23 protein-coding genes and 2 pseudogenes are annotated in these 23,493 nt (G+C 37.6%); 22 read left to right on the plus strand and 3 right to left on the minus strand.

The features are described from left to right. From ABJE44_RS05240 to ABJE44_RS05250, 3 genes are all read right to left on the minus strand, one after another. Nucleotides 1-849 (minus strand): VOC family protein (locus tag ABJE44_RS05240; RefSeq protein ID WP_348120672.1); only part of this gene is annotated, 849 nt, incomplete at its 3' end. A gap of 71 nt (nt 850-920) precedes the next feature. After that, nucleotides 921-2,324: an undecaprenyl-phosphate glucose phosphotransferase gene (locus tag ABJE44_RS05245; RefSeq protein ID WP_348112984.1), complete on the minus strand. Its 1,404-nt coding sequence runs from the start codon at nt 2,322-2,324 to the stop codon at nt 921-923. A 553-nt stretch (nt 2,325-2,877) separates the two neighbouring features. Then, complete coding sequence (locus tag ABJE44_RS05250; protein ID WP_348112982.1) at nt 2,878-3,525, minus strand: hypothetical protein; 648 nt, start codon at nt 3,523-3,525, stop codon at nt 2,878-2,880. A gap of 409 nt (nt 3,526-3,934) precedes the next feature. On the opposite strand from ABJE44_RS05250, the gene ABJE44_RS05255 reads away from it, so the two are divergent. From ABJE44_RS05255 to ABJE44_RS05360, 22 genes and pseudogenes are all read left to right on the plus strand, one after another. Continuing rightward, nucleotides 3,935-4,510, plus strand: coding sequence for a D-sedoheptulose 7-phosphate isomerase (locus ABJE44_RS05255; protein WP_348112980.1), 576 nt, complete (start codon nt 3,935-3,937; stop codon nt 4,508-4,510). A gap of 200 nt (nt 4,511-4,710) precedes the next feature. Further along, nucleotides 4,711-5,922, plus strand: a complete 1,212-nt coding sequence (locus ABJE44_RS05260) for a hypothetical protein (protein WP_348120674.1) — start codon at nt 4,711-4,713, stop codon at nt 5,920-5,922. A gap of 66 nt (nt 5,923-5,988) precedes the next feature. Next, nucleotides 5,989-6,555: a D-glycero-beta-D-manno-heptose 1,7-bisphosphate 7-phosphatase gene (gene gmhB, locus ABJE44_RS05265; protein WP_348112978.1), complete on the plus strand. Its 567-nt coding sequence runs from the start codon at nt 5,989-5,991 to the stop codon at nt 6,553-6,555. 485 nt (nt 6,556-7,040) lie between these two features. Further along, nucleotides 7,041-7,454 carry a hypothetical protein gene (locus tag ABJE44_RS05270; RefSeq protein ID WP_348112977.1) on the plus strand — a complete coding sequence of 138 codons (414 nt, stop codon included), beginning with the start codon at nt 7,041-7,043 and terminating at the stop codon, nt 7,452-7,454. A gap of 71 nt (nt 7,455-7,525) precedes the next feature. Then, a pseudogene (locus tag ABJE44_RS05275) lies at nt 7,526-7,572 on the plus strand (hypothetical protein); the annotation flags it as partial. A gap of 34 nt (nt 7,573-7,606) precedes the next feature. Next, nucleotides 7,607-9,123: pseudogene (locus ABJE44_RS05280) on the plus strand (M4 family metallopeptidase). Between the two features lie 315 nt (nt 9,124-9,438). After that, nucleotides 9,439-10,800: a cytochrome c peroxidase gene (locus ABJE44_RS05285; RefSeq protein ID WP_348112974.1), complete on the plus strand. Its 1,362-nt coding sequence runs from the start codon at nt 9,439-9,441 to the stop codon at nt 10,798-10,800. Nucleotides 10,801-11,495: 695 nt separating this feature from the next. After that, entirely contained in the window at nt 11,496-12,563 is a 1,068-nt protein-coding gene (locus ABJE44_RS05290) for a GHMP kinase (protein ID WP_348112973.1), read from the plus strand. A 17-nt stretch (nt 12,564-12,580) separates the two neighbouring features. Beyond that, nucleotides 12,581-13,360: a glycosyltransferase family 2 protein gene (locus tag ABJE44_RS05295; RefSeq protein ID WP_348112972.1), complete on the plus strand. Its 780-nt coding sequence runs from the start codon at nt 12,581-12,583 to the stop codon at nt 13,358-13,360. Between the two features lie 20 nt (nt 13,361-13,380). Beyond that, nucleotides 13,381-14,811 carry a class I adenylate-forming enzyme family protein gene (locus ABJE44_RS05300; RefSeq protein ID WP_348112971.1) on the plus strand — a complete coding sequence of 477 codons (1,431 nt, stop codon included), beginning with the start codon at nt 13,381-13,383 and terminating at the stop codon, nt 14,809-14,811. 42 nt (nt 14,812-14,853) lie between these two features. Beyond that, nucleotides 14,854-15,441 carry a chorismate pyruvate-lyase family protein gene (locus ABJE44_RS05305; RefSeq protein ID WP_348112970.1) on the plus strand — a complete coding sequence of 196 codons (588 nt, stop codon included), beginning with the start codon at nt 14,854-14,856 and terminating at the stop codon, nt 15,439-15,441. Between the two features lie 11 nt (nt 15,442-15,452). Next, nucleotides 15,453-15,701, plus strand: coding sequence for a phosphopantetheine-binding protein (locus ABJE44_RS05310; RefSeq protein ID WP_205964496.1), 249 nt, complete (start codon nt 15,453-15,455; stop codon nt 15,699-15,701). Beyond that, nucleotides 15,694-16,275 carry a serine acetyltransferase gene (locus ABJE44_RS05315; protein WP_348112969.1) on the plus strand — a complete coding sequence of 194 codons (582 nt, stop codon included), beginning with the start codon at nt 15,694-15,696 and terminating at the stop codon, nt 16,273-16,275. Before ABJE44_RS05310 ends, ABJE44_RS05315 begins: the two co-directional genes overlap by 8 nt. Before the next feature lie 49 nt (nt 16,276-16,324). Continuing rightward, the gene (locus tag ABJE44_RS05320; protein ID WP_348112968.1) at nt 16,325-16,873 is read left to right on the plus strand and encodes a hypothetical protein; all 549 of its coding nucleotides are present in this window, start codon (nt 16,325-16,327) and stop codon (nt 16,871-16,873) included. Continuing rightward, a complete protein-coding gene (locus ABJE44_RS05325) occupies nt 16,874-17,722 on the plus strand; it encodes a sulfotransferase domain-containing protein (protein ID WP_348112967.1) in 849 nt (282 codons plus the stop codon). Then, on the plus strand, nt 17,710-18,387 hold the full coding sequence (locus ABJE44_RS05330; RefSeq protein ID WP_348112966.1) for a hypothetical protein: 678 nt from the start codon (nt 17,710-17,712) through the stop codon (nt 18,385-18,387). Before ABJE44_RS05325 ends, ABJE44_RS05330 begins: the two co-directional genes overlap by 13 nt. Then, on the plus strand, nt 18,380-19,774 hold the full coding sequence (locus ABJE44_RS05335) for a glycosyltransferase family 4 protein (RefSeq protein ID WP_348112965.1): 1,395 nt from the start codon (nt 18,380-18,382) through the stop codon (nt 19,772-19,774). The genes ABJE44_RS05330 and ABJE44_RS05335 overlap by 8 nt, the downstream gene beginning before the upstream one ends. After that, nucleotides 19,764-20,366: a DapH/DapD/GlmU-related protein gene (locus ABJE44_RS05340; protein ID WP_348112964.1), complete on the plus strand. Its 603-nt coding sequence runs from the start codon at nt 19,764-19,766 to the stop codon at nt 20,364-20,366. Before ABJE44_RS05335 ends, ABJE44_RS05340 begins: the two co-directional genes overlap by 11 nt. A 25-nt stretch (nt 20,367-20,391) precedes the next feature. Continuing rightward, a complete protein-coding gene (locus tag ABJE44_RS05345) occupies nt 20,392-21,114 on the plus strand; it encodes a sugar phosphate nucleotidyltransferase (RefSeq protein WP_348112963.1) in 723 nt (240 codons plus the stop codon). A gap of 62 nt (nt 21,115-21,176) precedes the next feature. Next, nucleotides 21,177-22,238: a beta-galactosidase gene (locus ABJE44_RS05350; protein WP_348112962.1), complete on the plus strand. Its 1,062-nt coding sequence runs from the start codon at nt 21,177-21,179 to the stop codon at nt 22,236-22,238. A 4-nt stretch (nt 22,239-22,242) separates the two neighbouring features. Then, nucleotides 22,243-22,851 (plus strand): metal-dependent hydrolase, encoded by a 609-nt coding sequence (locus tag ABJE44_RS05355; RefSeq protein WP_348112961.1) that lies wholly within the window; start codon nt 22,243-22,245, stop codon nt 22,849-22,851. Nucleotides 22,852-22,864: 13 nt separating this feature from the next. Beyond that, the coding region (locus tag ABJE44_RS05360; RefSeq protein WP_348120676.1) for a biotin/lipoyl-binding protein at nt 22,865-23,493 on the plus strand (629 nt) is incomplete at its 3' end.

Raw genomic sequence — 23,493 nt, forward strand, 5'->3', positions numbered from 1 at the left:
TAGTATTTTCTGGTGTTTTAATTTTGCAACTGATTCACCGTGCTCTGGAAGTCTGGCATCTAATAACTCGTAATAGGAATCTGGTGTGTCCTGAAATTCCACACCACTTGTGCGTAAGTTTTCTACTGTGTTAAACAAGTTATCAGAACGTAAGGCAATATGTTGAATACCTTCGCCATTGTATTCTTCTAAATATTCAGCGATTTGAGATTTATTATCCTTCGTCTCATTCAGTGGGATAATAACTTTTCCATTCGGGCTGGCTATAACTTCGCTTAGTAATCCAGTCTTTTTACCTTCGATGTCAAATGTTCGTAAACTAGCAAATCCAAATAGCTTGCCATAAAACTCTTTTTGTTTCTTTATGCCACCAGAATACAAATTATGGGTTAAGTGGTCGACTTCACAAAGGTCGTTGTCAAACAATGGTTGTTTAGCTGAGTTTGTATCAAAACTTTGTATTAGAGTTGCTTCTGTTTCTTCATCTACCAAATACACAATTGAGTGTCCGATACCCTTGATGGCAGGAATGTCATAATTTACTTGTTCTGCTGACTCTGCACCTAATTTAAGTAATTGCTCAAATGCACTTTGACTATTTTTTACCTTAAAACCTAAAGCCGAGGCGCCTCTATTATGTATTGCTCTGAACTTTTCGACATTGCCTCCATCAGTCGGGTTTGAAATGAAATTAATATTGCCATGTTGGTGCAAGGTTATTTGGCTATCTTTTTTGTGAGTAGAAAGTTTCAAACCCATACTATTAAAAAGCTCTATTAATAATGCTGGTTTACTTCCGGTAAACTCTATGAAACTGATCCCTTCAACACTTACAAAACTATTTTCCACACCAATTTTCCCTATATTTTATTTTTGTACATAAATAACAAGCTTATTATTTCTAAATGAAATCTCTTTTATTAATATGCATTTTTATCGTTAAAGCTTCTTAAAAAAGTAAAAATGATAATTTTGAAGTCTAACCAAAGAGACCAAGTTCTTATGTACTCTAAGTCTAGTTCAATACGTTTTTGCATTTTTTCTAAAGTGTCAGTTTCACCTCTTGCTCCATTAACCTGAGCCCAGCCTGTGATGCCAGGTTTTACCTTATGTCGTAACATATAGAAGTCAATGAGTTTACGGTATTCTTCATTATGTGCCACAGCGTGAGGCCTCGGGCCAATTACTGACATCTCGCCCTTTAATACATTGATAAATTGAGGAAGCTCATCTAATGAGGTGCGGCGTAAAAAAGCGCCTACTTTAGTAATTCGAGCATCGCCTTTCGTAGCTTGAGTGACCACATTCGCGTTTTCAGTCACCGTCATGGACCTAAACTTCCACATTTTAATCTTACGACCATTGAGCCCATATCTGTCTTGCTTAAAAATGACAGGGCCCTTTGACGTTAGCTTTACAGCAATTGCGATAAACAACATAGGAATAGCGATTAGACTCATTATTATGGTGGCTAAAAATATATCTTCTAAGCGTTTTAGTGCCCCTAAACTGCCTTGCATAGGGTTGTCATAGACACTTATGGTTTGAATATCACCGACATGTGACATCTCACCATGCATTAACGTGTAAATGAATAGGTCTGGCACAACGTGTACATTCGCCGTTGAGTCACCCAACTCATGTAAAATATCTTGAATTCTTACCTTAGCAATCATAGGCAGAGAAATGTAAATCACATCATACTTGCCGTTTTTAGCGTTCTGTATTCCTTCTGCAATGCTGCCTCTCAGGTAATAATGATAGTTTTTATCTAATCTATCCTTACTGCGGTCATCATAAAAGGCACTTAAGCGATATCCCGTTTCTGGGTTATTAATAACTTCATTTGCCAAGCGCCCACCTTTCTCTGACAGGCCGAAGATTGCAATATTACGGGTGTTGTAACCTTTTCGGCGCATGTTGCGTAAAAAAAGCTGAAAACAATAACGCCATGTAATTAGAGAGAAAAGGCTCACAACCATCCAAGTGCTTAAAGAAACTCTTGAGAAGTCATCACCACTTTTAGAAAAGAAAACGTAACCTAGTACTAATATTCCAGAACATACCCAGCAACATACAGTGTAAAAGATTATTTGTTTAAAAAAGCCAGCTCGCCATGAACGATATAAAGCAAATGATTCTGCAGCCAAGGCAAAGCCTACTGAGCTGATCAGAGAAACTGTAAAGTAATGCTCGTCGTAATTGTGTCCGTATGCAACGACACTTATATATAAAAGTATTTGAATTACAATTACATCAACTAACCGGTATGCGGCTGCTAATCTATTTGTGTTGTTTTTAACCATGCCATGTTGAGTAGCCATACATCTTATCCTTACCCATTTTGATTTAAATTAGCAGAAAGTAGCTATTTAAATTATCCAAACACTATGCTTACAAGGTATAAAATGCCATTCAGCTTATAGAGTCGCTTCTATTCTGTCTATATTCTAGCGACATGTAACCTTGCGATTTTCCAGAGTGTTCTGTGACACTTATTATTAATTTCAAATCAATATTTTATCTGTGGCGTTGGTTGAAGCATATTTTACGCCACTCTGATTGCGCAATAATGACTGGACCATTTTAAATGAAATTAATTTCTTTGTTTGTTAATTTTTTATGATTATTTTGTACTTGTTTGATGCAATCGGTTATTTTGAAAGTGAAATTTATCAGCAGTTTTTTTGAGCTATATCTATTTCTTTATTGGTCGAATCGTTTTTGACTCTAATTAGTACATGCTTTGTGCTAAATCAGTGCAGAAGTAGGTTATTTAGGTTTATAACTCTTCTCTTACATTAAATAAAAAGCGCTAAATGTGAGCGCTTTTTTAATGTTTGTAACTAGCACTAGCCAAAGGTAAGGTGTTTCTTTTTACCTAGTCTTACGGCGTGAATTAGCAATCAACCCTAGCACCGATAGGGCTAAAATAGTGATGGTGGTAGGAGCTGCTACTTCAGCTGTTGCCTCTTCGGGTGTAATTAAGTCAACATCAATCATAAAGTCGAAACTACCGTTACCAAGCAACATGCTTGAACCTCGCCCTAGATAATTAGGGTTAGTACCCGTTAATAACATTGAGTAGTAAAGTTCATCTTCATAATTATCTGAATAGGTCGCAGTAACTGATGAAAGAGCAGTATCGTAGGTGAATGCATGACCAGGGCCTGTTCCCGAAACATCCCCAAAAGCAGTGTCAAATACCAATCCTGCATTTAATCCTTCGATTAATATAGATTCAATACTTCTAATAGTCGTTAAAGTCCAAGTACCTGAATATGAGCTAGGGTACACAGGGCCAATTGTGTCGCCTTCTTGAGTCAGTGACCAAACGCCATTCCCAACTCCGCCAGATTCTGACCCTGTAGCTTCCCAAACATCGGATTGAGTGTCGCCATTACCGAATGTTACGGTTACTAATAAACCCGACATATCAGCACCAGTAACAATATTGATTAATCCAGCTTGAGCATTACCTGTAGCAAATACCGCTAGGAAACCTAATATTAACAACTTTTTCATACCTACTTCCTTAGTATTTGAAGAACATTCTTGAACTTTATTTAGTGTGCTTATTTGTTATGTAAAGCATAAATATTGCACTGCCTCGTTTAAGCATAATTTGTGCCTTTGTTTTATTTCTTTGAAAAAACAATGGGTTAGGTTGTTTGTGTTGACTTGGTTAGTAGTGTTTATAAATATGTTGTAAATTTATCTGACAGTGCTTGAGTGCCTAGAGATCTATCCGAATTTATGCCTTATTCATCTAAAAGTAAATGTTTTAGTCGGCGAGCTTTTTGATTTTAGTTTAATCAAAAAATATTTTGGCGTACAGTTTGCAGTGCTAATTCTTTATTTTTAAGCTGGGCTGTTTTAAGTTTTAGTCTTAGTAGGAACTAATTTTGCGAGTACATAAAAAGGAGAATACATAGTGTTAAATGCTATACAGGAACAAATTAAGGCATCAATAGAGACCAAAGAGATTGTTTTAAAGGATGAACAATTACAACTTGAATTGGTGAGGTTAGTTGAGGCGTGCTTAAAGTCTTTAACTGCTGGAGGAAAAATTATTTTCTGTGGAAACGGCGGGAGTTTTGCTGATGCTCAGCATTTATCTGCTGAGTTTACTTCTAGATTTATGTTTGACAGGGCGCCTTTGCCATCACTTGCTCTAGGTACAAATAGCTCCGCAATAAGTGCCATTGGGAACGATTATGGATACGAGTTTGTTTTCTCCAGAGAGTTACAAAGTATTGCTACTTCAGATGATGTCTTTGTAGCAATATCCACTAGTGGTAATAGTAAAAATGTTATAGCAGCTATAGAAGTAGCAACAGAAAAGTCTGTTCCAACTTACGCTTTTACTGGCGCTAATGGTGGGAAAATGAAGTCAATGTGTAATGCACTTTGTATACCTTCCAATGATACAGCTAGAATTCAAGAGTGTCATATCTTACTAGGTCACATTCTTTGTGGGTTAGTGGAAAAGCAGTATTTTGCTGGATAGGTGCTTTCTAAAATTTTATGGGGTTAATTGTTTCTTACCTCCATACACCATTATATTTATGAATACCGAAGCCTAGGGGTAAGTTTATTAGACTAGTTTCAAGTTTAACTATACTAATAACCAATATTCGCTTTGGTATTTATAATTTTATGCCAAATTAGAGCGCTCATTGTTATTTACCTAACGAATAAGTGACATATATGAATCAAATTATATTGCCCTCAAAGCCTACTGAAACAATAGTTGTTGCAGGCTATAAACTTATATTAGTTATATTCGTTAGCTTTTTCTTATTTGGTTGCGGTGGCAGTGAGTCAGAAAGCGCAAGTGTTGCAGATAGTCCTGATCCTGTCATTGTTACTCCAGAACCAGAACCAGAACCAGAACCAGAACCAGAACCAGAACCAGAACCAGAACCAGAACCAGAACCAGAACCAGAGCCAAAATCAACTGCTAAGCCAGCGCCTCAAGGTATCTTTCATAGTGCCGGAGTTATTAAGTCAAGTAGCGCACGGGCCAGCCTGGTTAGAGAAGACATCGATGGTCAAGACTATGTGTCAGGGACATTAGTTAGAGTTAGTTGGAAAGTTATTAATCCTTCTGAAGGTGTCTTTGATTTTAGTTCGATTGAGAAAGAGCTTACGCAGGCTGCTATTTATGATACCGGCATTAATTTAGCTGTGGTCGATAGTAAAGAAATCCCAGAGTTTGTATTGGAACAATGTGAGACATTTTCCTATGTTTTTCAGGCCGCCGACACGTTTGAAACATGTTTACCATGGGACACAAGTTATCAAAAATTTAAAAAAGAGCTAATTTCTAAATTAGGTGCAGAGTTTGACAGCCATCCCAACTTATCTTCAGTTTATTTTACGTATGCAGCCATGACTAACGGAGTGGAAATGCATTGGAGAGTTGATGAAGATGAATATAGGGTAGCTGGGTATACTGCAGATAAGTTATCCCAAGCATATAATGATGTCATGGATATGTATGCGGACTCATTTGAAACTACCTCTGTTCTTATGGAGATTCATTCAGTATTTAATGAGTCATATTTGGCTGATAGCGCTTTTGAATATTGTTATGATACCCTTGGTTCTCGTTGTGGTGTTGCTATATGGTGGTGTGCATCGAGGATGGCAACGGATCCTAAAGAAGCAGAGTTTAAGGTTTTCCATATAGCTCAACAGGCAACAGAATTATCGTTTGCTGTATGTCAAACAATAGGAAGTTTTACTACTTCTCCTGAGAGGTTTGACGAAGATCTAGGTTGGACATCGGAAGAGGCTCTGAGATATGAGATGGAATTTTTCTTGGACGAAGGGTTCAATACATTTGAGTTGTGGAGTAACGATATAACTAACCCTTCTTTAGTTGAAATTATTACTGAAATATACCCTCAAAAATGAAGTAACATTGCCATAATTAAATTGTAATAATGTTCAGTACAAATATTAAAGGATGAATAGGCAAATATGGGAAAAGGTTTAACAAAGGCTAGTTCGAAGGCCTTCTTTTTAGATAGAGATGGTGTCATAAATCTAGACCATGGATATGTCCATAAAATTAAGGATTTTGAATTTTTTCCTGGAGTTTTTGAGGCTTGTAAAATTATCGCTCAGGCCGGCTTTAAAATAGTTATTGTCACAAATCAAGCTGGTATTGGGCGTGGTTATTATACTGAGCAAGAGTTTAATGAGCTAACATCATGGATGGTGGAGCAATTTGAACAGCAAGGTGTTTCTATATCAGACGTTCAATTTTGCCCTCATCATGCTGAGTCTGGAATTGGGCAGTATAAACAAGAATGCTCTCACCGTAAGCCTAATCCTGGAATGCTATTAACCGCCGCAAAAAATTTGAATATATGTTTAAATCAATCAGTTTTAGTGGGTGATAAATATTCTGATATGTACGCTGGTGCTAATGCTGGAGTAGAAGCTTTGTTTTACGTCAACAAGAGTGAGCTTGAAGTTAAAGAGTCAGATTTTTTTATACGTTGTCAAAGTTTGCACCAAGCCGTAACTTTATTTTTTGATTAACAACACATGACTTTACATTAGCTAGTCGTATTGAGACTGCAATAAGTAAATGAGTGGCTAAGGTTGTACCTTTAGTTTAATCGAAATTATTTTGCCCCCTCTTCTAAAAATACCTTAAATACTATCATTCAGAATTTTTTAACTTGTTGAAATTTATGGTTTTTATGTTCTGATCAAAATTGATGGATTGCTAATGACAGGTTATTAGTTTGCGCTATACTAGGTTTCTTAGTTTTGTTTTAAAGCAACACTTTGGAGTTTGACAATGCGTCAATAGCAAGAATTGTCAAAGTTTAGTCTAATAAATATAAACATTATTCTCGATGATTCAGGGAACTTTGAGCGGTATTCATATTTTGTTTTTAATATTTAAAACATATAGAAATACAAAGTCGATAATCGAGCTCAACTAAAGGATAACGGCGATGTTAAATAATTTAACAAAGCTTGTTAAGTGAGAAAAAACGAAAATAAAACACTCTTTATTGTTAAGTACATTAGCTGTCAGTGTCATTGGTAGCAACTTAGTTAATGCGGCAGAACGTAATTTTTTGAGGGACAATGACACTAAACTCTCTGCTCATAAGTTGGGGCAAACCTCGATCAATGCAATCAATGATCTTAAGTCATTGGTTGGTCTATCTGGGCTAAGTTCACTAAAAGTTAAAAAAACACTGACAGACAATAATGGTTCTACAACAACCCGCTATGAGCAAACCTATAGTGGTTTACCGGTTATTGGTGATGACGTCATCGTTTCTTTAAATGCAAATGGAACATTTAAACGAGCCCACGGTGCGGTATTGCTTGGGATCGATAATGATTTGGCGGACGTTACTCCTCAAATTGAAACAAGCACAGCGATTAGCATTGCAAAAAATATACTCAACCCACTATAAATGCCCTTCCAAGCTTTTCTGATGAAAAGTCTCGACTTGGGATTTGGCTAGATAAGTCTGGCAAAGCTAAGTTGGTTTATGAAGTTAGTTATGTTCAACATGCAAATAAGCCATCCCGTCCCCATTTAATAGTGGATGCTAAAACCGGTGAAGTGTTAGATTTTTTTGATAATCTACAGACATCAGATGCGACGGGACCCGGTGGTAATGAGAAAACAGGTGAATATTATTATGGGGTAGATTTTGGTAGCTTAAATGTTACAGAGGCAGGCTCTACTTGCACCATGGAAAATGAAAATGTTAAAACTATAAACCTTAATCACAGAACCTCTGGTTCTGACGCCTATTCATTTACATGTCCAGAAAATATCTTTAAAACTATCAATGGTGCATATTCACCATTAAACGATGCTCACTTCTTTGGTGATGTAGTGTTTAATATGTACAACGACTGGGTTGGCTCGCCTCCTTTGACGTTTCAACTCCAAATGAAAGTTCATTATTCTAGACGTTATGAGAATGCCTTTTGGGATGGTTCTTCAATGACGTTTGGTGATGGGGCTAATACTTTTTATCCCTTAGTTAGTTTAGATGTTTCCTCCCATGAAGTAAGCCATGGTTATACTGAGCAAAACTCTAATCTTGTATACTCTGGAAAATCAGGAGGCCTGAACGAGGCGTTTTCTGATATGGCTGGTGAAGCTGCTGAATATTACATGTTAGGAGAAAATGATTGGCTAGTGGGGCGCAAATATTCAAAGGTGAAGGCGCCCTGCGATATATGAATAACCCCCCATTAGATGGGCGTTCAATCGATAATCAAGCTGATTTTACTAATGGCATGGATGTTCATTTTAGTTCAGGGGTTTATAACAAAGCTTTTTATCTTTTAGCAATCAGCTCAGGTTGGGATACCCAAAAAGCCTTTCAAGTCTACGCTAGAGCAAATAGTAACTACTGGACTTCAAACGTCGATTGGGATCAAGCTGGTGATGGTGTAATGGATGCTGCCTGTGACTTAAGGTTTGATGTTGATCAAGTTGAAGCTTCTCTTTCTGCTGTAGGGGTTTCATCGAGTGTTAGTGATGGAAGTGTGTGTAATGGCTCTTCTAACCCTGTGCCCATTGCTGAGTTTACTGAGTCATGTACAGATTTAGTTTGCTCTTTTGACGGAGCAAATAGCTTTGATGATGGTACCATAGTGTCCTATGAGTGGGATTTTGGTGATGGTACTGTAGCTTCAGGCGTCAATACAAACCATTCATACTTATCCGCCGGTACCTATACCGTATCATTAACGGTAACCGATGACTTAGGCGCTATGGATACAGCCTCCCTTGGGGTTACGGTAGTAGATGGTACTTCGGGTGGATTAGACCCCATAAATGAAGTTATACCTGATGTATCTATTGATAGAAGAAGCTATAAACGTTTCGAAGTAAAGTTAGAGGATGGATATTCTAACTTTACTGTAACTACATCAGGGGGAACGGGTAATTTGGCCTTATATGTTCGCCCTTCAAGTGGTCCTGCTGCATGTAAATCAAGAACTGCAGGTAATGATGAAACTTGTGTTGTTTCAAACCCCGCTGGTGGAACTTGGTATATCGATCTTGTTTCTGGCGCCGCATCATCTGGCATTACATTAGAGTATACAGCCACACCCTAATATCTAAAATTAGATTTTATAGTAGTTATCAATTCAAGGGGACTTCATCAGTCCCCCTTTTTATTTCCATAAAAAACCATCTGTGCCAACTGGTTATAGATTTTGTCTTTTAATGGTGCTTCAAGCACCAGTGCTTAACTGGTCTTAGCAGATAAATAATGGATTGATTAATGCATATTAAATGCACAATTCTTTAGGTTCGCTACTCAATAACGGTACAAAAACTATCAATATTGGAAGGGCTTAAATTTAACATATTACAGGGATAGTGTGGGTGGCTTACTTTAGTGACTCATCAGTTTAAGGAAAAATTATATGAAAAAAGCTTGTTTTACTTTAATCGTTGCAATAGTAAGTATTGGCAATAATTATGCCGCCGAGTTGCCTGAACCCGTTGCCAACACTGACTATTATGATGATGGTGCTCCCAATGAGCTTAAAGTCAACTTAGGTAATTTACTATTTTTTGATAAAATCCTTAGTGGAAATAAAAACATTTCTTGTGGTACTTGCCATAGCCCCTTTATGTCCGGTGGTGATGGTTTATCCTTAGGTGTAGGGGAAGGTGGCGAGCATCTAGGTCCTATGCGAACTTTAGGTGCAGGTGAGCAAGCTATTGCATCAAGAGTTGCCCGTAATGCACCATCTTTGTGGAATGTTGGGGCGGCTGAATTTACTAAGCTAAATTGGCAAGGTGTTCATTCTTATAACGCTGAAAGAGATCTGTTAGCGCTACCTTCTGGTCCAGCTACTCCTGATGGGCTAGATAATGTATTAGCGGGGCAAGCACTTTTTCCCGTGACCAATGTTACTGAAATGCTAGGGCAGTTAGGTGACAATGATATTATAGATGCGTCAATTGGTTTTCCAAGAGGCACTCCTTTTCTTTTCCCTCCTCAGTGGGATGCAATAGCTGCTCGTCTGCAACAAATTCCTGAATATGTAAGTTTGTTCATAGATGCCTTTTTAGAAATTGAAAATGCTGAAGACATAACATTTGTGCATGCTGCTAACGCGATCGCAGCATTTGAAACCCATGCGTATCGATCCAATCAAAGTCCCTTCGACCGTTATTTAAATGGAGAAAGGCAAGCTCTGACAGTAAAGCAGAAGAGAGGGTTAGACCTATTCTACGATAGGGTTAATGGTGTTGGGGCTGGGTGTTGGTCTTGTCATTCGGGACCATTTCAAACAGATCATGATTTTCACGCTATAGCGGTGCCACAGTTTGGGCCTGGGGTATTGCCTGCACCAGAGTATCAGGATTATGGAAGAGAGGAGGTCACCAGAGATCCAGCTGATAGGTTTAAATTTAGAACGCCTTCATTACGGAATGTCGCTATCACTTTTCCTTATGGACACAATGGCGCCTTTGGTAGTTTAGAGGCAATAATCAAGCACCATTTGAGCCCCGTTGAGTCCTTAAACAATTGGGACAAATCTCAAGTGACTATGAAAGTCAGTGATGAGTTTAGTGATGCCGATTTTGAGGGGTATGATGATCTAACTTTACGTAACGAACTTGCAGACGCAAATGAGTTAAATCCAGTGCAATTATCTCAATCTGAAATAGACGACCTTATTGAGTTCTTAAATGCACTGACTGACCCAACTGTAATGAACATGCATTGGATGATCCCTGCAGAGGTACCTAGTGGACTTCCGGTTGGTGATTGATAATTTTGCACCATGTAAAAAGATTACAGGTATATTAGAGGATTATAAGTGTCAGTATTTTTTACAGTTTTTGATGTTTAGGTAATTAAATTGCTCAAGCAATTGAAATTCTAAATAAAAATATATGGTCCACTTCGTGCATTAGACCTATATATGAAATTAGTATATGTAATTGGTATTAGTAAAAAAGCTTAATTTATTTAACTTAAGTAATTGAAATTGTTAAGTTATTGTTTGACTTTCTAATTGATGCTTAACCCCTTTAAATTATCTGAATGGGTTAACGCGGTACATATCTCACTCTGTTGCACAAGAATGGCACATTTACTGCGTATTTGATGTGAGCATGTGTTAATTAGTTATTTAATATGTAGTTCCAAAAATATAAAATTTAGTTAAGTATATTGTGGTTGTAGAAGTGTTTAGTATTACACAACATATTGTTTTATATTTGAAAATTTATTTATATTGGCTTGCGGTATCATTTTGTAAATTTGATTTTTAGGGATGGGATAAAGGTACAGAAGCCAGCATAAGAGTTAACTTTTGTTTTTATGTTTGTGCACTTCTATGGTTCAACGTTATAGTATTGTGCCTTTAAAGATGTATCTCATTTGAATTTGTTTGCCAATTTATTATGGTTTAATTAAATTTAATGTGCTCGATTAGAGCAAAGAAATGGAGGGGCAAAACCCATGGAAGTTTTTCGTTCAAGAGCACCACTGCGTATTAGTTTTGCTGGTGGAGGGACTGATGTTAACCCGTTTGCATCTTTGTATGGTGGATTTGTACTTAACGTAACCATAAATAAATATGCATATACGAGTATAGTCAGAACTAAAAGTTCAAATGTTTCGGTCACATCTTATGACTTTGAAAAAACAACAGAGTTTTGCAGCCAATCATTAGCAACGCTTGAAAATGATGCTTGTTTTGTGCGTTCAGTTTATCAACATTTAATGTCTAAAGCTTCGGGACTCGATGTTATTACTCATAATGATGCACCTCCAGGTTCTGGTTTAGGCTCTTCATCTGCAATGATGGTATCGATCATTGGGGCATTTAAAGAAATGGAAAATCAAGTTATGAGTCCCTACGATATCGGGCGCTTAGCTCACGATATCGAGCGTTTAGAACTAAAGCAATTAGGGGGGATGCAAGATCAATATGCTAGCGCCTTTGGTGGCTTCAATTTTATGGAGTTTGATGGAGATAGTGTTTTAGTCAATCGCCTAAAAATCGACCCCTGGGTAGTTAGAGAGCTTGAGTATAATATGATCTTGGTTTATACCCAGAAATCTCGCCTTTCTTCAAATATTATCGAAGATCAAATCAAAAATGTTAAAGCTAATAAAGCAGATAATATTGATGCAATGAAGCAGATAAAACAACATGCTCAAGATATGAAACGAGTGTTACTTACGGGTAAAACCAATGAATTTGGTGAGTTGTTACATGAAGCATGGCAACAGAAAAAAATGATGGCTTCTTCTATAACCAATGATGAGCTTGACGAGATGTATGATGTTGCTAAGAAAGCAGGAGCCATTGGTGGCAAGGTCAGTGGTGCTGGTGGTGGTGGCTTCATGATGTTTTACTGCGAAAGTAATAAAAAACGTGACGTGGTGAGTGCTTTAGAAAAGATGGGTGCTAGGGTCGAAAGCTTTAAATTTGAACTTGAAGGCGTCGAAAGTTGGCGAAATGTGAGGTCAGAGCAAAAATTTAAACGTCACTTTAGTCCAGGATTTTTAGCGCAACAATAAAACTTAGGGATATAAAAATGAGTACTAACTCCTCTTCAGCTAGCCTCAGTTACGAGCCAATTGAAGCTGAAATTCACGATGCAGCAGAAGTTTTCAAACTGCCAAAAAAATTAACAAGTGTGTCTATTATTTTTCCTGCGTATAACGAGCAAGAAAATATTGAAAACAGTATTAACAATGCGATAACTGCATTCGAAAAATATTTTGATAAAATTACTGTTATTCCAGTAAATGATGGCGGTGCAGACGATACTGGAAAAATCATTGACGAAATGGCCGCTAAGGATGAGCGTGTAAAACCTGTTCACCATGAGGTGAATCAAGGGTATGGCACCGCACTTAGAAGTGGTTTCAAAGCCGCAAAGCATGATTATATCTTTTTCTCCGATTCTGACGGCCAGTTTGACCTTGAAGAAATTTCTAAGCTTTTAGTTTACATAGATAGTTACGACATGGTGTTAGGCTACAGAGAAAAAAGAGCTGACCCTTTTCATCGCAAAGCCAATGCTTGGGCTTGGGGGTCTCTTGTGAGAATGTTGTTTAAGATAAACGTAAAAGATATCGATTGTGCATTTAAATTATTTCGTCGCAGTGTGTTTAATGAAATTAAGTTAGAATCTGGCGGTGCCATGGTTAATACAGAATTATTAGCCCTTGCTAGAAAACGCGGATTTACAATGAAAAATGTTCCAGTAAGTCATTTCTCCCGTGAATTAGGCGAGCAAACTGGGGCGAATCCTCTTGTAATAGTCAAAGCGTTCACTGAACTCTTTAAGTTGTACGCCAAAATTTCATAGTTATTGACGGTGAATTTATAATGCTTTATCAGCAGTTTTTGAATCAAGTGGAGAAATGCCCCGCGGCCATAGCCGTTTGCGCCGGTGAAGAGCAAGTCACTTATCAAGAGTTATCAGACCGCATAGATACTCTTTCAAATTTCATGGCGCAAAATGGTATCCGTCAGGGAGTTGTGGTTGCTATTTCATTTCCCAATAGCATTGAGTTTGTGGTTGCAACGTTTGCTACATTTAAATTAGGAGCAGTGTTACTACCTCTTAATGTTAATTATACCGATGAAGAGATAGAGAGTTACCTAGAGCAAGCTAGTGCTAAATATTTGTTAGGTAATGACCAACAAACCAATAGAATTTCTAAGTTGAATCCAGAGTTAAAGTGTATTTCACTAGAAGGGGATTTATCTTCTAGTATCCAATTGGATAATCGAGATACTTTTGTTAATAAAGCCTTGATTATGTTTTCTTCGGGCTCTACAGGTGGCTCAAAGCAAATTATTCGCAGCTATCAGAATTTAGTCTCAGAATGGGTTATCGCTCGAGATACAATAGAAATCACTTCAGCTGACGTGTTTTTATGTTCTGTACCTCTACATCACTCCCATGGTTTTGGAAATTGCTTGATTGCTGCTCTTCTAAATGGCGCTAAATTAGTTATTACTATAGGAGAGTTTAACCCTAGAAATGTAGTTAAAGCACTAGCTAAGCACAAAGTAAGTATTTACCCATCTGCTACTTTTATGCTTAAAATGCTGTCTAGGATTAGGATGAGAGAAGAGCCTGACCTTACTAGTTTACGCTTAATCTATTCAGCAGGTGCTCAGCTAGAATTAGACGTAATAGAGGACTTTCAAAAGACATTTTCAAAAACTCCCTATCAACTATATGGTTCAACAGAAACGGGTGCTATTGCCATTAATTTGGGAGGCGGTAAGTTAAATTCTGTTGGAAAACCTATGGTTAATACTGAGGTTGATGTTATTAGCGAGAATGGTGAAACCTTACCTGCAAGTGAGACCGGTGAAATCGTGGTTTCTAGCCCTTCTGCAACGACTTTCTATGAAGGTAAACCAGAGCAGTCATCGAAAACGTTTAAAGACGGATGTTATTTCACTGGGGACTTAGGTTATTTAGATGAAGATGGTTTTTTATTTATCACTGGTAGAAAAAAAGCCATGATCAATGTTGCTGGTTTAAAAGTAGATCCCGAAGAAGTAGAGACAGTATTAAATAGAATGCCACAAGTTCAAGAGGTGGTTGTGGTAGGTAAGCCGGATGGAGATTATGGGGAGTTAGTTAAGGCAGTTATAGTCGCTAAAGCTGAAGTAACTGAAACACAGATTATTGAGTATGCAAAGCAATATTTGGCTGAATATAAGTGGCCAAAAAATATAGAGTTTAGAAGTGAAATTCCAAAAAGTCCTTTAGGAAAAATACTCCGAAAGTATTTGTAAAGGTAGGACGGTTAGCAAACCAGCTCAAATAGGAAGGTATTTATGTTAAAAGAGCATTTTAGAAGTCGGGGGTTTATTGAAGGCGGCATTGTTCGCAACATCAATGAAGATGCAATGGATATGGAGGCTCTTCCGCCTTTTTTAAGAACATTGCTAGTTACCGATGGTACAGTTACAAAAAGCCTAGAAGCTTTTTTCTGGGAAAATATTAAAGTAGAGAAGCGTTGGCAAGAAGAGTTTATTCTCACAATGGATTTGCCTTTTATTCAAGCTAAGGTCGATGACCTAACTTTGAAAAGAGAAGTTATTTTGCGAGGAGTGTCAACTAATGATATTTACGCTTACGCAACCTCTTATCTACGTACCGAACTATTAGATGAAAACATCAAAACTCAAATGGTTGAAGGTAAAATTGGTATTGGTGAGCTGTTAAGAGAAATTGGCCTTGAAACCTATCGTGAAATTGTTGATTTTGGGCGCGAGGTTTTTCAAGCATATAACAGATTAGATGGTGAACCAGAATACGTCGAAACCATTTATCGAACATACATCATCCACATTGGCGGTAAGCCGGCAATGCAAATCACTGAACGTTTCCCTATTCGTTTATTTCAAAATAAAGCTAAGTAGCAGGTCTCCATATGAGTAATAAATCTGAAATCATGTCGTCTTTGAAGGAATGTTTAACTAAGGTCGTAAAGAAAGACTTTAGTGAGTTCAGTAGTGACGATTCATTACATTTAGATTCCATAAACAGAATATCCCTAATTGTTGAATTAGAGTGGGTATATGACGTAGAGATCGACTCTGCTTCATTAGAGCCAGAAGTGTTTGACACGCTAGGATCTCTAGCTTCATATATTGAGAAACTGGTGGACGAACGTGTTTGATTTAATTGCAGGTGATCTGAAATTTAAACAAGACTGGTTTTTAAGTCAAAAGAGCTGGTTTGTTAAAAACATAAGAATTTTTTTAGAGCCAGGCACAATAGCTACTGTGGTATTTCGATACGGTAATTGGACTCGGTCATTCAAGTTTACGCCTCTTCGCTTTTTACTGCGTCTTCCTTATATATTAGGAAAAATGGTTGTCGTGCTTGGGTTTGGCATTTATATTCCTTCAAAAGCTAAAATTGGCAAAGGTTTTACTATTCATAACTTTTCTGGAATTTTTATCAGTGAAGGTGAAATGGGTGAAAATGTAATAGTTTTTCAAGGGGTTACAATAGGTCATCTTAGAGGGCAACCGCATCCACCAAAAATAGGAAGTAATGTTTTGATTGCCGCTGGTGCCAAAGTTCTTGGAAGTGTCACCATTGGGAATAATGTTGTTATTGGTGCTAATTCTGTGGTCATAAATGATATTCCAGATAATTGCACTGTTATGGGTAATCCAGCTCGAGTCATTTCAAAAGAAACTAACTGGATGTCAGAAAAAATTGCAGGTAAAGACGACAACTATTAAAGCTCAGGCAATCCTAATACTAATAAATAACCTAAGTTGAAATATTAATATGTTTAGTAACATAAAAGCAGATTTAAAAAAGCGCATTGAATTTGAAGGGGGATCCACATCCTTTATTGCATATGTTGCCACTTGCTTCACCCGCAGTTGGTTGGCAACAATAGTGTATCGATTTGGACGTTATGCCGGCGACGTTAAGATCGCTCCTTTGGGTTTGATTTTAAAAGTGATTTATTATCCAGTTTTTTTTGTCACACAAGGAGTAACAGGTATTAGTATTCAAGCCCACTGCCGAATTGGAGCTGGATTTGTTGTTAATGGTGGCGGCGGTATTTTTATTTTGGCCGAATCTATTGGTACTAACTTTGTCGCCTGTTCAGGTATTACCGTTGGAAATGTTAGAGGTAGTAAGAACCTTCCAATCATTGGAAATGACGTGTTTATAGAACCAGGTGCCAAAATATTAGGTGAAGTCAAAATTGGTGATAATGTAATTGTCAGAGGTAATAGTTTAGTACTTACCGATATCCCAGAAAATACAATGGCTGTAGGTAATCCCGCTCGTATAAAAAGAAAACCAGTAGAAGAGGGAAGTTAGATGTCTAAGGAAGAGTTTTGTGTGGATTTTATCGGTATTGGGTCTGGTAAATGTGGTTCTACTTGGGTTTATGAAAATATAGTCCAACATCCAGAAGTTTTTTCAGGGAATCCAAAAGAAATACATTATTTTAGCGACCTATATGAGTCTCAAAATTTTGAATGGTATCGCTCATTATTTTCAGGTGCTGAAGATAAGCTCAAAGGTGAGTTTTCAATAAGCTATATGTATCACCCAGATGCCGCTCAGCGTATCTACGAGCGTTTTCCTGATGCCAAAATTATCGCTATGGTGCGAGATCCAGTAGAAAGAACGTATTCTGACTTTCAGCATTTTATTCGCAAAGGTGATGTTCCTAAGGATTACCCATTCGCTGAATTTATAAAAGATACTGATAAATTAAAATTTGGTTATTACACTGCCTATTTAGAACCCTTCTACCAATTATTCCCGAAAGAAAATATCTTAGTTTTAGTCTTAGAAGAAATGCAGCACGACCTTGCTGGGTGTTACCGGGAAATCTTTGAATTTATCGGAGTTGAAGATAGTAGTTTTTTGCCTGAAGGTGTAGAGAATAAACGTAATCAGGGGATGAATTATCGATTTTTGAAATTAGAGAGCATCTTGGTTAGAAGTTACCGGTTTATGGCCCGCAGAGGCTTAACTGGTTTTGCTGAAAGACTAAAGCGTTCGGGTGTCGCGCAATTTATTCGGCGTTTGAATGCTAAGTCTGCACCGCTTCCTGATATGGACAATGATAGTCGTCAACAGTTAAATCAATTTTTTGCAGAAGAACAAAATAAATTAGTAGAAATGTTAGGTAGGGAAAACCAGATATGGACTCGCTAAATATGAGTGGTATTAAATCAGTTTTAAATAAAACTCCAACATTACGCAGATTATTAATACCAGGGCCTTCCGTGGCTTTGTGTTCAATGGGGGGAGTGGGATCAACTGCTTTAGCCCGGCATATAGGTTCTATCGCAGATAAAACTATAAGGGAGCATGCTTATTCTCCCTCTGTTTATCACAATGAAAATCAAATAAAGCTCGGGTATGTTTTTGGTAATCCTTACAACAGTGTTCTATCTGTGTTTAGGCGTGGTTATCAGGACATGCATTGTAAAGCTATGAATGCAAACAGTGGTGATAAACCCGTGAGTTTAAAAGGTGTGGAATTAATTGATTATCTAAACTCAGGGGTTGATCAGTTTGGTTTAGATAGGCAATTAAGCAATTGGCTCAATCCAGGGCTAGCTAAACATCCAACTATCTTAATTAAATATGAAGAATTGGCAGATAACATCGACGAAGTATTAGCCTTTTTTGATTGCGAAAAGCCCTTTGATGTTAAAACTAGAACGTCTTCATGGAAATCTCAACCGGCACCCATAGTTAATGGTTTAGAAAGCCTTTATGGTGATTTTTATCAAAAGGTGCAAGACATGCCTGCGATAACTATTCTAAATGGCAAAGAAGAAGTCCTGCAATCAGTTAAGTCTAATCATGAGTGAGTCAACATTGAAACATAAAGTAGTAATGGTTGCAGCATGTCCTTTCCCCGCTAATCACGGTTCTCCAGCCTCCATTCGAGAAATGTCAGAAGCATTGGTAGACCTTGGTCATGAAGTGCATATTTTGACGTATCCTATCAAGGAAGATATTCCGGTTAATGGTCCGAAAATTCATAGAGTATGGTTTCCTTTTCTCAATAAAAAGAAAGTCACAGTAGGACCAGCATTAGAGAAATTTGTTTACGATCCCTTGATGATATTGAAACTTATTTGGTTAATTTGGAAGTATAAGATTGACGTTATACATGCTCACAATTATGAAGGGGCTTTAATTGGTTGGTTTGCAAAAGTCGTAACTAGACGCCCTATGTTATATAACGCTGTTAATAATATGGTTGATGAATTGGTGACCTACGATTTTATATGGTCTAAGAAGTTTGCTTTGCGTTTAGCGAGGCTACTTGATAAAACTATTCCATTTACAGGGGATTTCGTCACTTCAGTATCTGATTCCTTAAAGACCTATTTAGTGGATATTGGAGTCAAAGAAGATAAAGTTCAGGTTTTACCTGCTGGTGTAAATGCCAAAATGTTCGCCCCACAAGAAATTTTGGCCGTAAGAGAGAAATACGGCTATACCGCAGAAGACAAAATTGTCATTTATACCGGTAGCCTAGATGCGTTTCAGCGCATAGATTATTTGCTACAAGCTACGAGTTTAATTAAAGATAACGTTTCAAATTTAAAGCTGATTTTAGCTGCAAATATTGCTAATCAGAAAGACTTAGATTCTATTAGGCAACAAATTACAGACTTAGGTATTGAGGAAATTACCTCAATAGTAGAAGGCTTAGAATTATCCAAATTGCCCGATTATCTAGCCATGTCAGATGTGGCAACATTACCACGTACAGATTGTCCTGGTCATCCAGTAAAAATTCTTAATTATATGTGTGGCAGTATTGCTATTGCGGGGTTTACCGGTGCTGCTAAAGGGCTCCATCATATGAAAAATGCCTACCTTGTTGATGATCATGATGTCGAGCAGTTTGGTGAAGGAATCGAGTTTTTGCTGAAAAATCCAGAGATTTCCAATCAGATTGCAACGAGTGCTAGACAAACCCTAGGTAGTTTATATGAGTGGACTGTGCTTGCAAAAGGTATCGCCATTATTTATGAAATGTTAAGAACAAAAGATTTTGATACTAAAAGAGCTGAACTAAAACAGTACATAAAAGATAGTTATCAACCAAAATTTTGGGATAAACGTGACGCAAATAGTGACCAAGTGCCTGCAGATATTATTGAGAAAAGAAAAGGTGATAGACGTCAACAAAACTCAAAAATTAAATTTATTGAGCGCAGGAAAGTGATCGATGCCGAATAGTAGTGAGTCCTTGTCAGTACCTAAGCTTGGTATAGCTGCGTTAAAAGTGGATTTACGCCGCAAGCGCCAACATTACACTAGGGTAAATAACTTCGTTAATAAATATATAAAAATGACCTTACAGTGGGGCTCGCTTGCTGTCATGGTATTTAGGTTACAGCAGCAGTGTCGTTTAATCGAAATACGAGTTTTAAGGTGGTTTTTGGGTGTTCTAGTGGCAATACCTGCGGGTCTTTTGAGGTTATTAACCGATGCTTACATAAATCCCAAAGCGAATATAGGAACGGGTCTGGTATTACATAATTTTGCCGGTATAGAGATCGACCCTGAATCAGCAGGCAAGAACTTAACTGTCAATCAAAATGTATGCATTGGTGTTGACTATGAAATGTCGGGCCGCCCTACTATAGGAAATAATGTTTTTGTAGGGGCGGGCGCTAAAATTTTAGGGCCTGTATCAATAGGTGATAACGTAGTTATAGCTGCGAATTCACTGGTGGTTGATTCTATTCCTGACTGTTGTTCTGTGGTGGGATGTCCTGCGCAGATTGTATCGCGCGGTGTCACTAGCGATTATTTAAGTTTCGATTGATACGGATATAGGCACAGGAGTCCTTATGAAAGCGTTAATATTAGCAGGGGGGTTAGGAACAAGGTTGAGATCTGTTTTGAATGATATACCTAAGCCCCTCGCGCCAGTTAAAGATATTCCATACTTATCTTATGTTTTAAACGCACTATATTCACAGGGGCTGCGAGAAGTCATTTTATCAGTGGGCTATAAAGCCGAGCAGTTTCTAGAGTTTGTAGCGACACAAGAAAAGAACCTTCCAGACTTGTCAATCGTTTTGGTGACTGAGTCTCAACCTCTTGGCACGGGTGGTGCCATTAAACATTGTTATGACCAATATCCTGATGATAGTTATTTAGTGTTTAATGGAGACAGTTATTGTGATTTTTGTTTAGAAACAATGCTTGCGAATAACCCGACAGACATCGCCACTATGGTTGTAGCAAACGTTCCTGACATTAGTCGTTACGGTGAAGTTTCACTTTTTGAAAATGGCAAAGTAAAGGCTTTCCATGAGAAGAAAGGTCTAGCTCAAGAAGGTTGGATTAATGCAGGAATTTATTATTTTTCAACAGATGTTTTTAAAAATATTCCAGTAGGGGAGTCATTTTCATTTGAGCATAAAATAATTCCTCAATTGCTAAATGCTGGTCTGCATACACTCAAAGCACGAGGCAACTTTATTGATATTGGAATACCTGATGATTATCAAGCCATGTGTGATAAGCCTGATAAATATTTCGCATTAACACCCGCTTGGGAACAGTAGCAAACTGAATTCGACTCGGTTTGTTATACGAGTTCTATAGATATTTACACTAGGAGGGAGTAATGAAGTATTTACTTATTTTTGTCATTACTATGCTGTTGTCCTGCAGTGGAACAGCCAAGAATACAATATCTGAAAATAGTACAATTAATAAAAGTGCTCAAATAGCAGGAGGACCAATTGGTATTTTTGTCGGGTCAGGTCCAACCGTAAGCGACAAAGTTTTATCTTTAGAACATGTCACTGGTAACCTTATTCGAGTGGGGTGGAATGAGGTAGAGCCTAGTCCTGGAAAGTATGACTTTACTAAGCTTGATGTTCTTATTGCTCAAGCTGAAAGATTAAATAAAAAGGTTACCTTAAGTATTCTTAATGGGCCAAGAGCTCCTCAATGGTTGTATACAAAGGGAGCCAAAGCTTTTAAATATGAATTTAAGAATCGGCATTCTGAACGAGGTAATAGACAAGAGGTGATACCTTTACCATGGGATCCGGTTTATCTAAAATATTGGCAGCAATTAATTGTTGCACTTGGTCAAAAGTACCAAGCTAACAACACCATATCTTTGATACATATAACGCACTCATCTAAGAACGGCTTTGAGATGCATTTACCAGAAGAGCGTATCGCTGGAAGACTTGAAACGCCTTATAACGGCCCTTGGAAAGATATGGGTTATCAAGAAACACAATATATTGACAGTTTAAAGTCAATTGTTGATACCTACATGACTGCTTTTCCAAATCACTTTTTAGATTTAGAAATCCATCCAGTACTAGGTTCTTTAAAACCAGCCACGGAAGTATTTCATTTTGCTTTTGATAAATATGGTTCACGGTTTGGTTTATTTGCGGCTTGGTGGAGTGGCAAAAAGCAACGGTGGAATACAGCTATGTACGGCATTTTGTCTGATGCATGTGTTAAAAGTTTTTGTGCAGTACAAATTATTGGCAATCAAACTCGGCAGCCAAGCAGACTTTTTGAGGGTGACTTAATTAAAACAATGGAACAGGCTCAGAGCCTAGGTGTAAATTATTTTGAGGTCTGGGATATTGATTTACGAAACGAAAGCTTGCGACCTAGGTTGAGTGAGTTTAACACTAAATATCAAGGCGGGAATTAACTTTATGGCAAGTACATTAGGGCATGCATTATCAGGTGTAGATTGCTTATTAATTGGTAGGCTGGTGTGCCCTAATTTAATAGGAAAAATAAGTGTAGGCAGTATCATTTTCATTGCATTTTTAGCCAATGTTCCTGATTTAGATCTACTTGTTGGTCCAATATTGGGGAAACACCATCACTTTTTGCATGGGCAAATGACGCACTCTATAAGCTTCTCTGTGATGTGGGGAGGCGCAATGTGGTTAGGTGCAAAAGTGATAGGGGCGGGGAGTATAAAGTGCAAAACCGCATTTATTTTTGGCTTTGTTGGAATATTAAGTCATGTAGTTGTTGATTGGTTTACTGGGCCAAATCCTGGAGTTCATCCAAGTTTTGGCACTATGATAATGTGGCCTTTTTCTTGGGAGCGTATCCACGCCCCATTTACGTTATTTTTAGGACCACATCATGGATCTTTAGAAGAATTTTTGTCACTTCATAATGTATGGGTGATGGTACGAGAGTTTCTTATTTTTGGTGGTGTTGCTGGGTTATTAATCGCATATTCGGCAAGCTTAAGAGAAGAAATAATAATAATGTGGCGAGATTTGCTCAAAAAATATTTGAAGTAACAACGAGGGTTATATGTCTGATTCAAAGGGAAATAAAAGTAAAAAATCTGAAAAGTTAATATCTGGATTTTTGTTAATACTACTTTTACTTACGTTAATCGTGATGGGGTTCTGGGCGGTTAATATTGTTTCATCTCATCTTAAGTCAAACAGTGCAAGCTTTGCTCGAGATAATAATTCGCCCATTCCGGTTAAAACTGTGTCTGTTGAAAATAAACCCGTTTCAGCAAGCTTAGTGACTCAGGCTATGTTAGTGGAAAATCAAGAGTTAGAAATCTTTCCCACTTCTAATTCGCTTGTGAAAGCTGTGCATGTTCAGGTAGGTGACTTGGTAAAAAAAGGCGATTCTCTTGTTACTTTTCACTCTGAATTGCTAAAAGCGAAAGTAGAGTTAGAAAGGTCGATGACTGATATTAGTAAAGAAGAATATGACGATGCAGTTCGAAATTTTGAAAAAGTTAAAGGTTTATTTGAAAAAAACTTAGTGGGTCAAGATGAGTTAACAAAAGCCACACTAAATGAAAAGCTAGCAAACTCTAAACTTATCAATAGCCAGTACAATCTTACCGCGGCTGAATTTGAATATTCACAAGTTGAGATTAAAGCACCGGTAGGGGGGGTAGTGACTTCGGTTTCAGCTTT

Origin of the sequence: Paraglaciecola sp., from assembly GCF_039942875.1 — a bacterium.
In the GTDB taxonomy this organism is placed as follows: domain Bacteria; phylum Pseudomonadota; class Gammaproteobacteria; order Enterobacterales; family Alteromonadaceae; genus Paraglaciecola.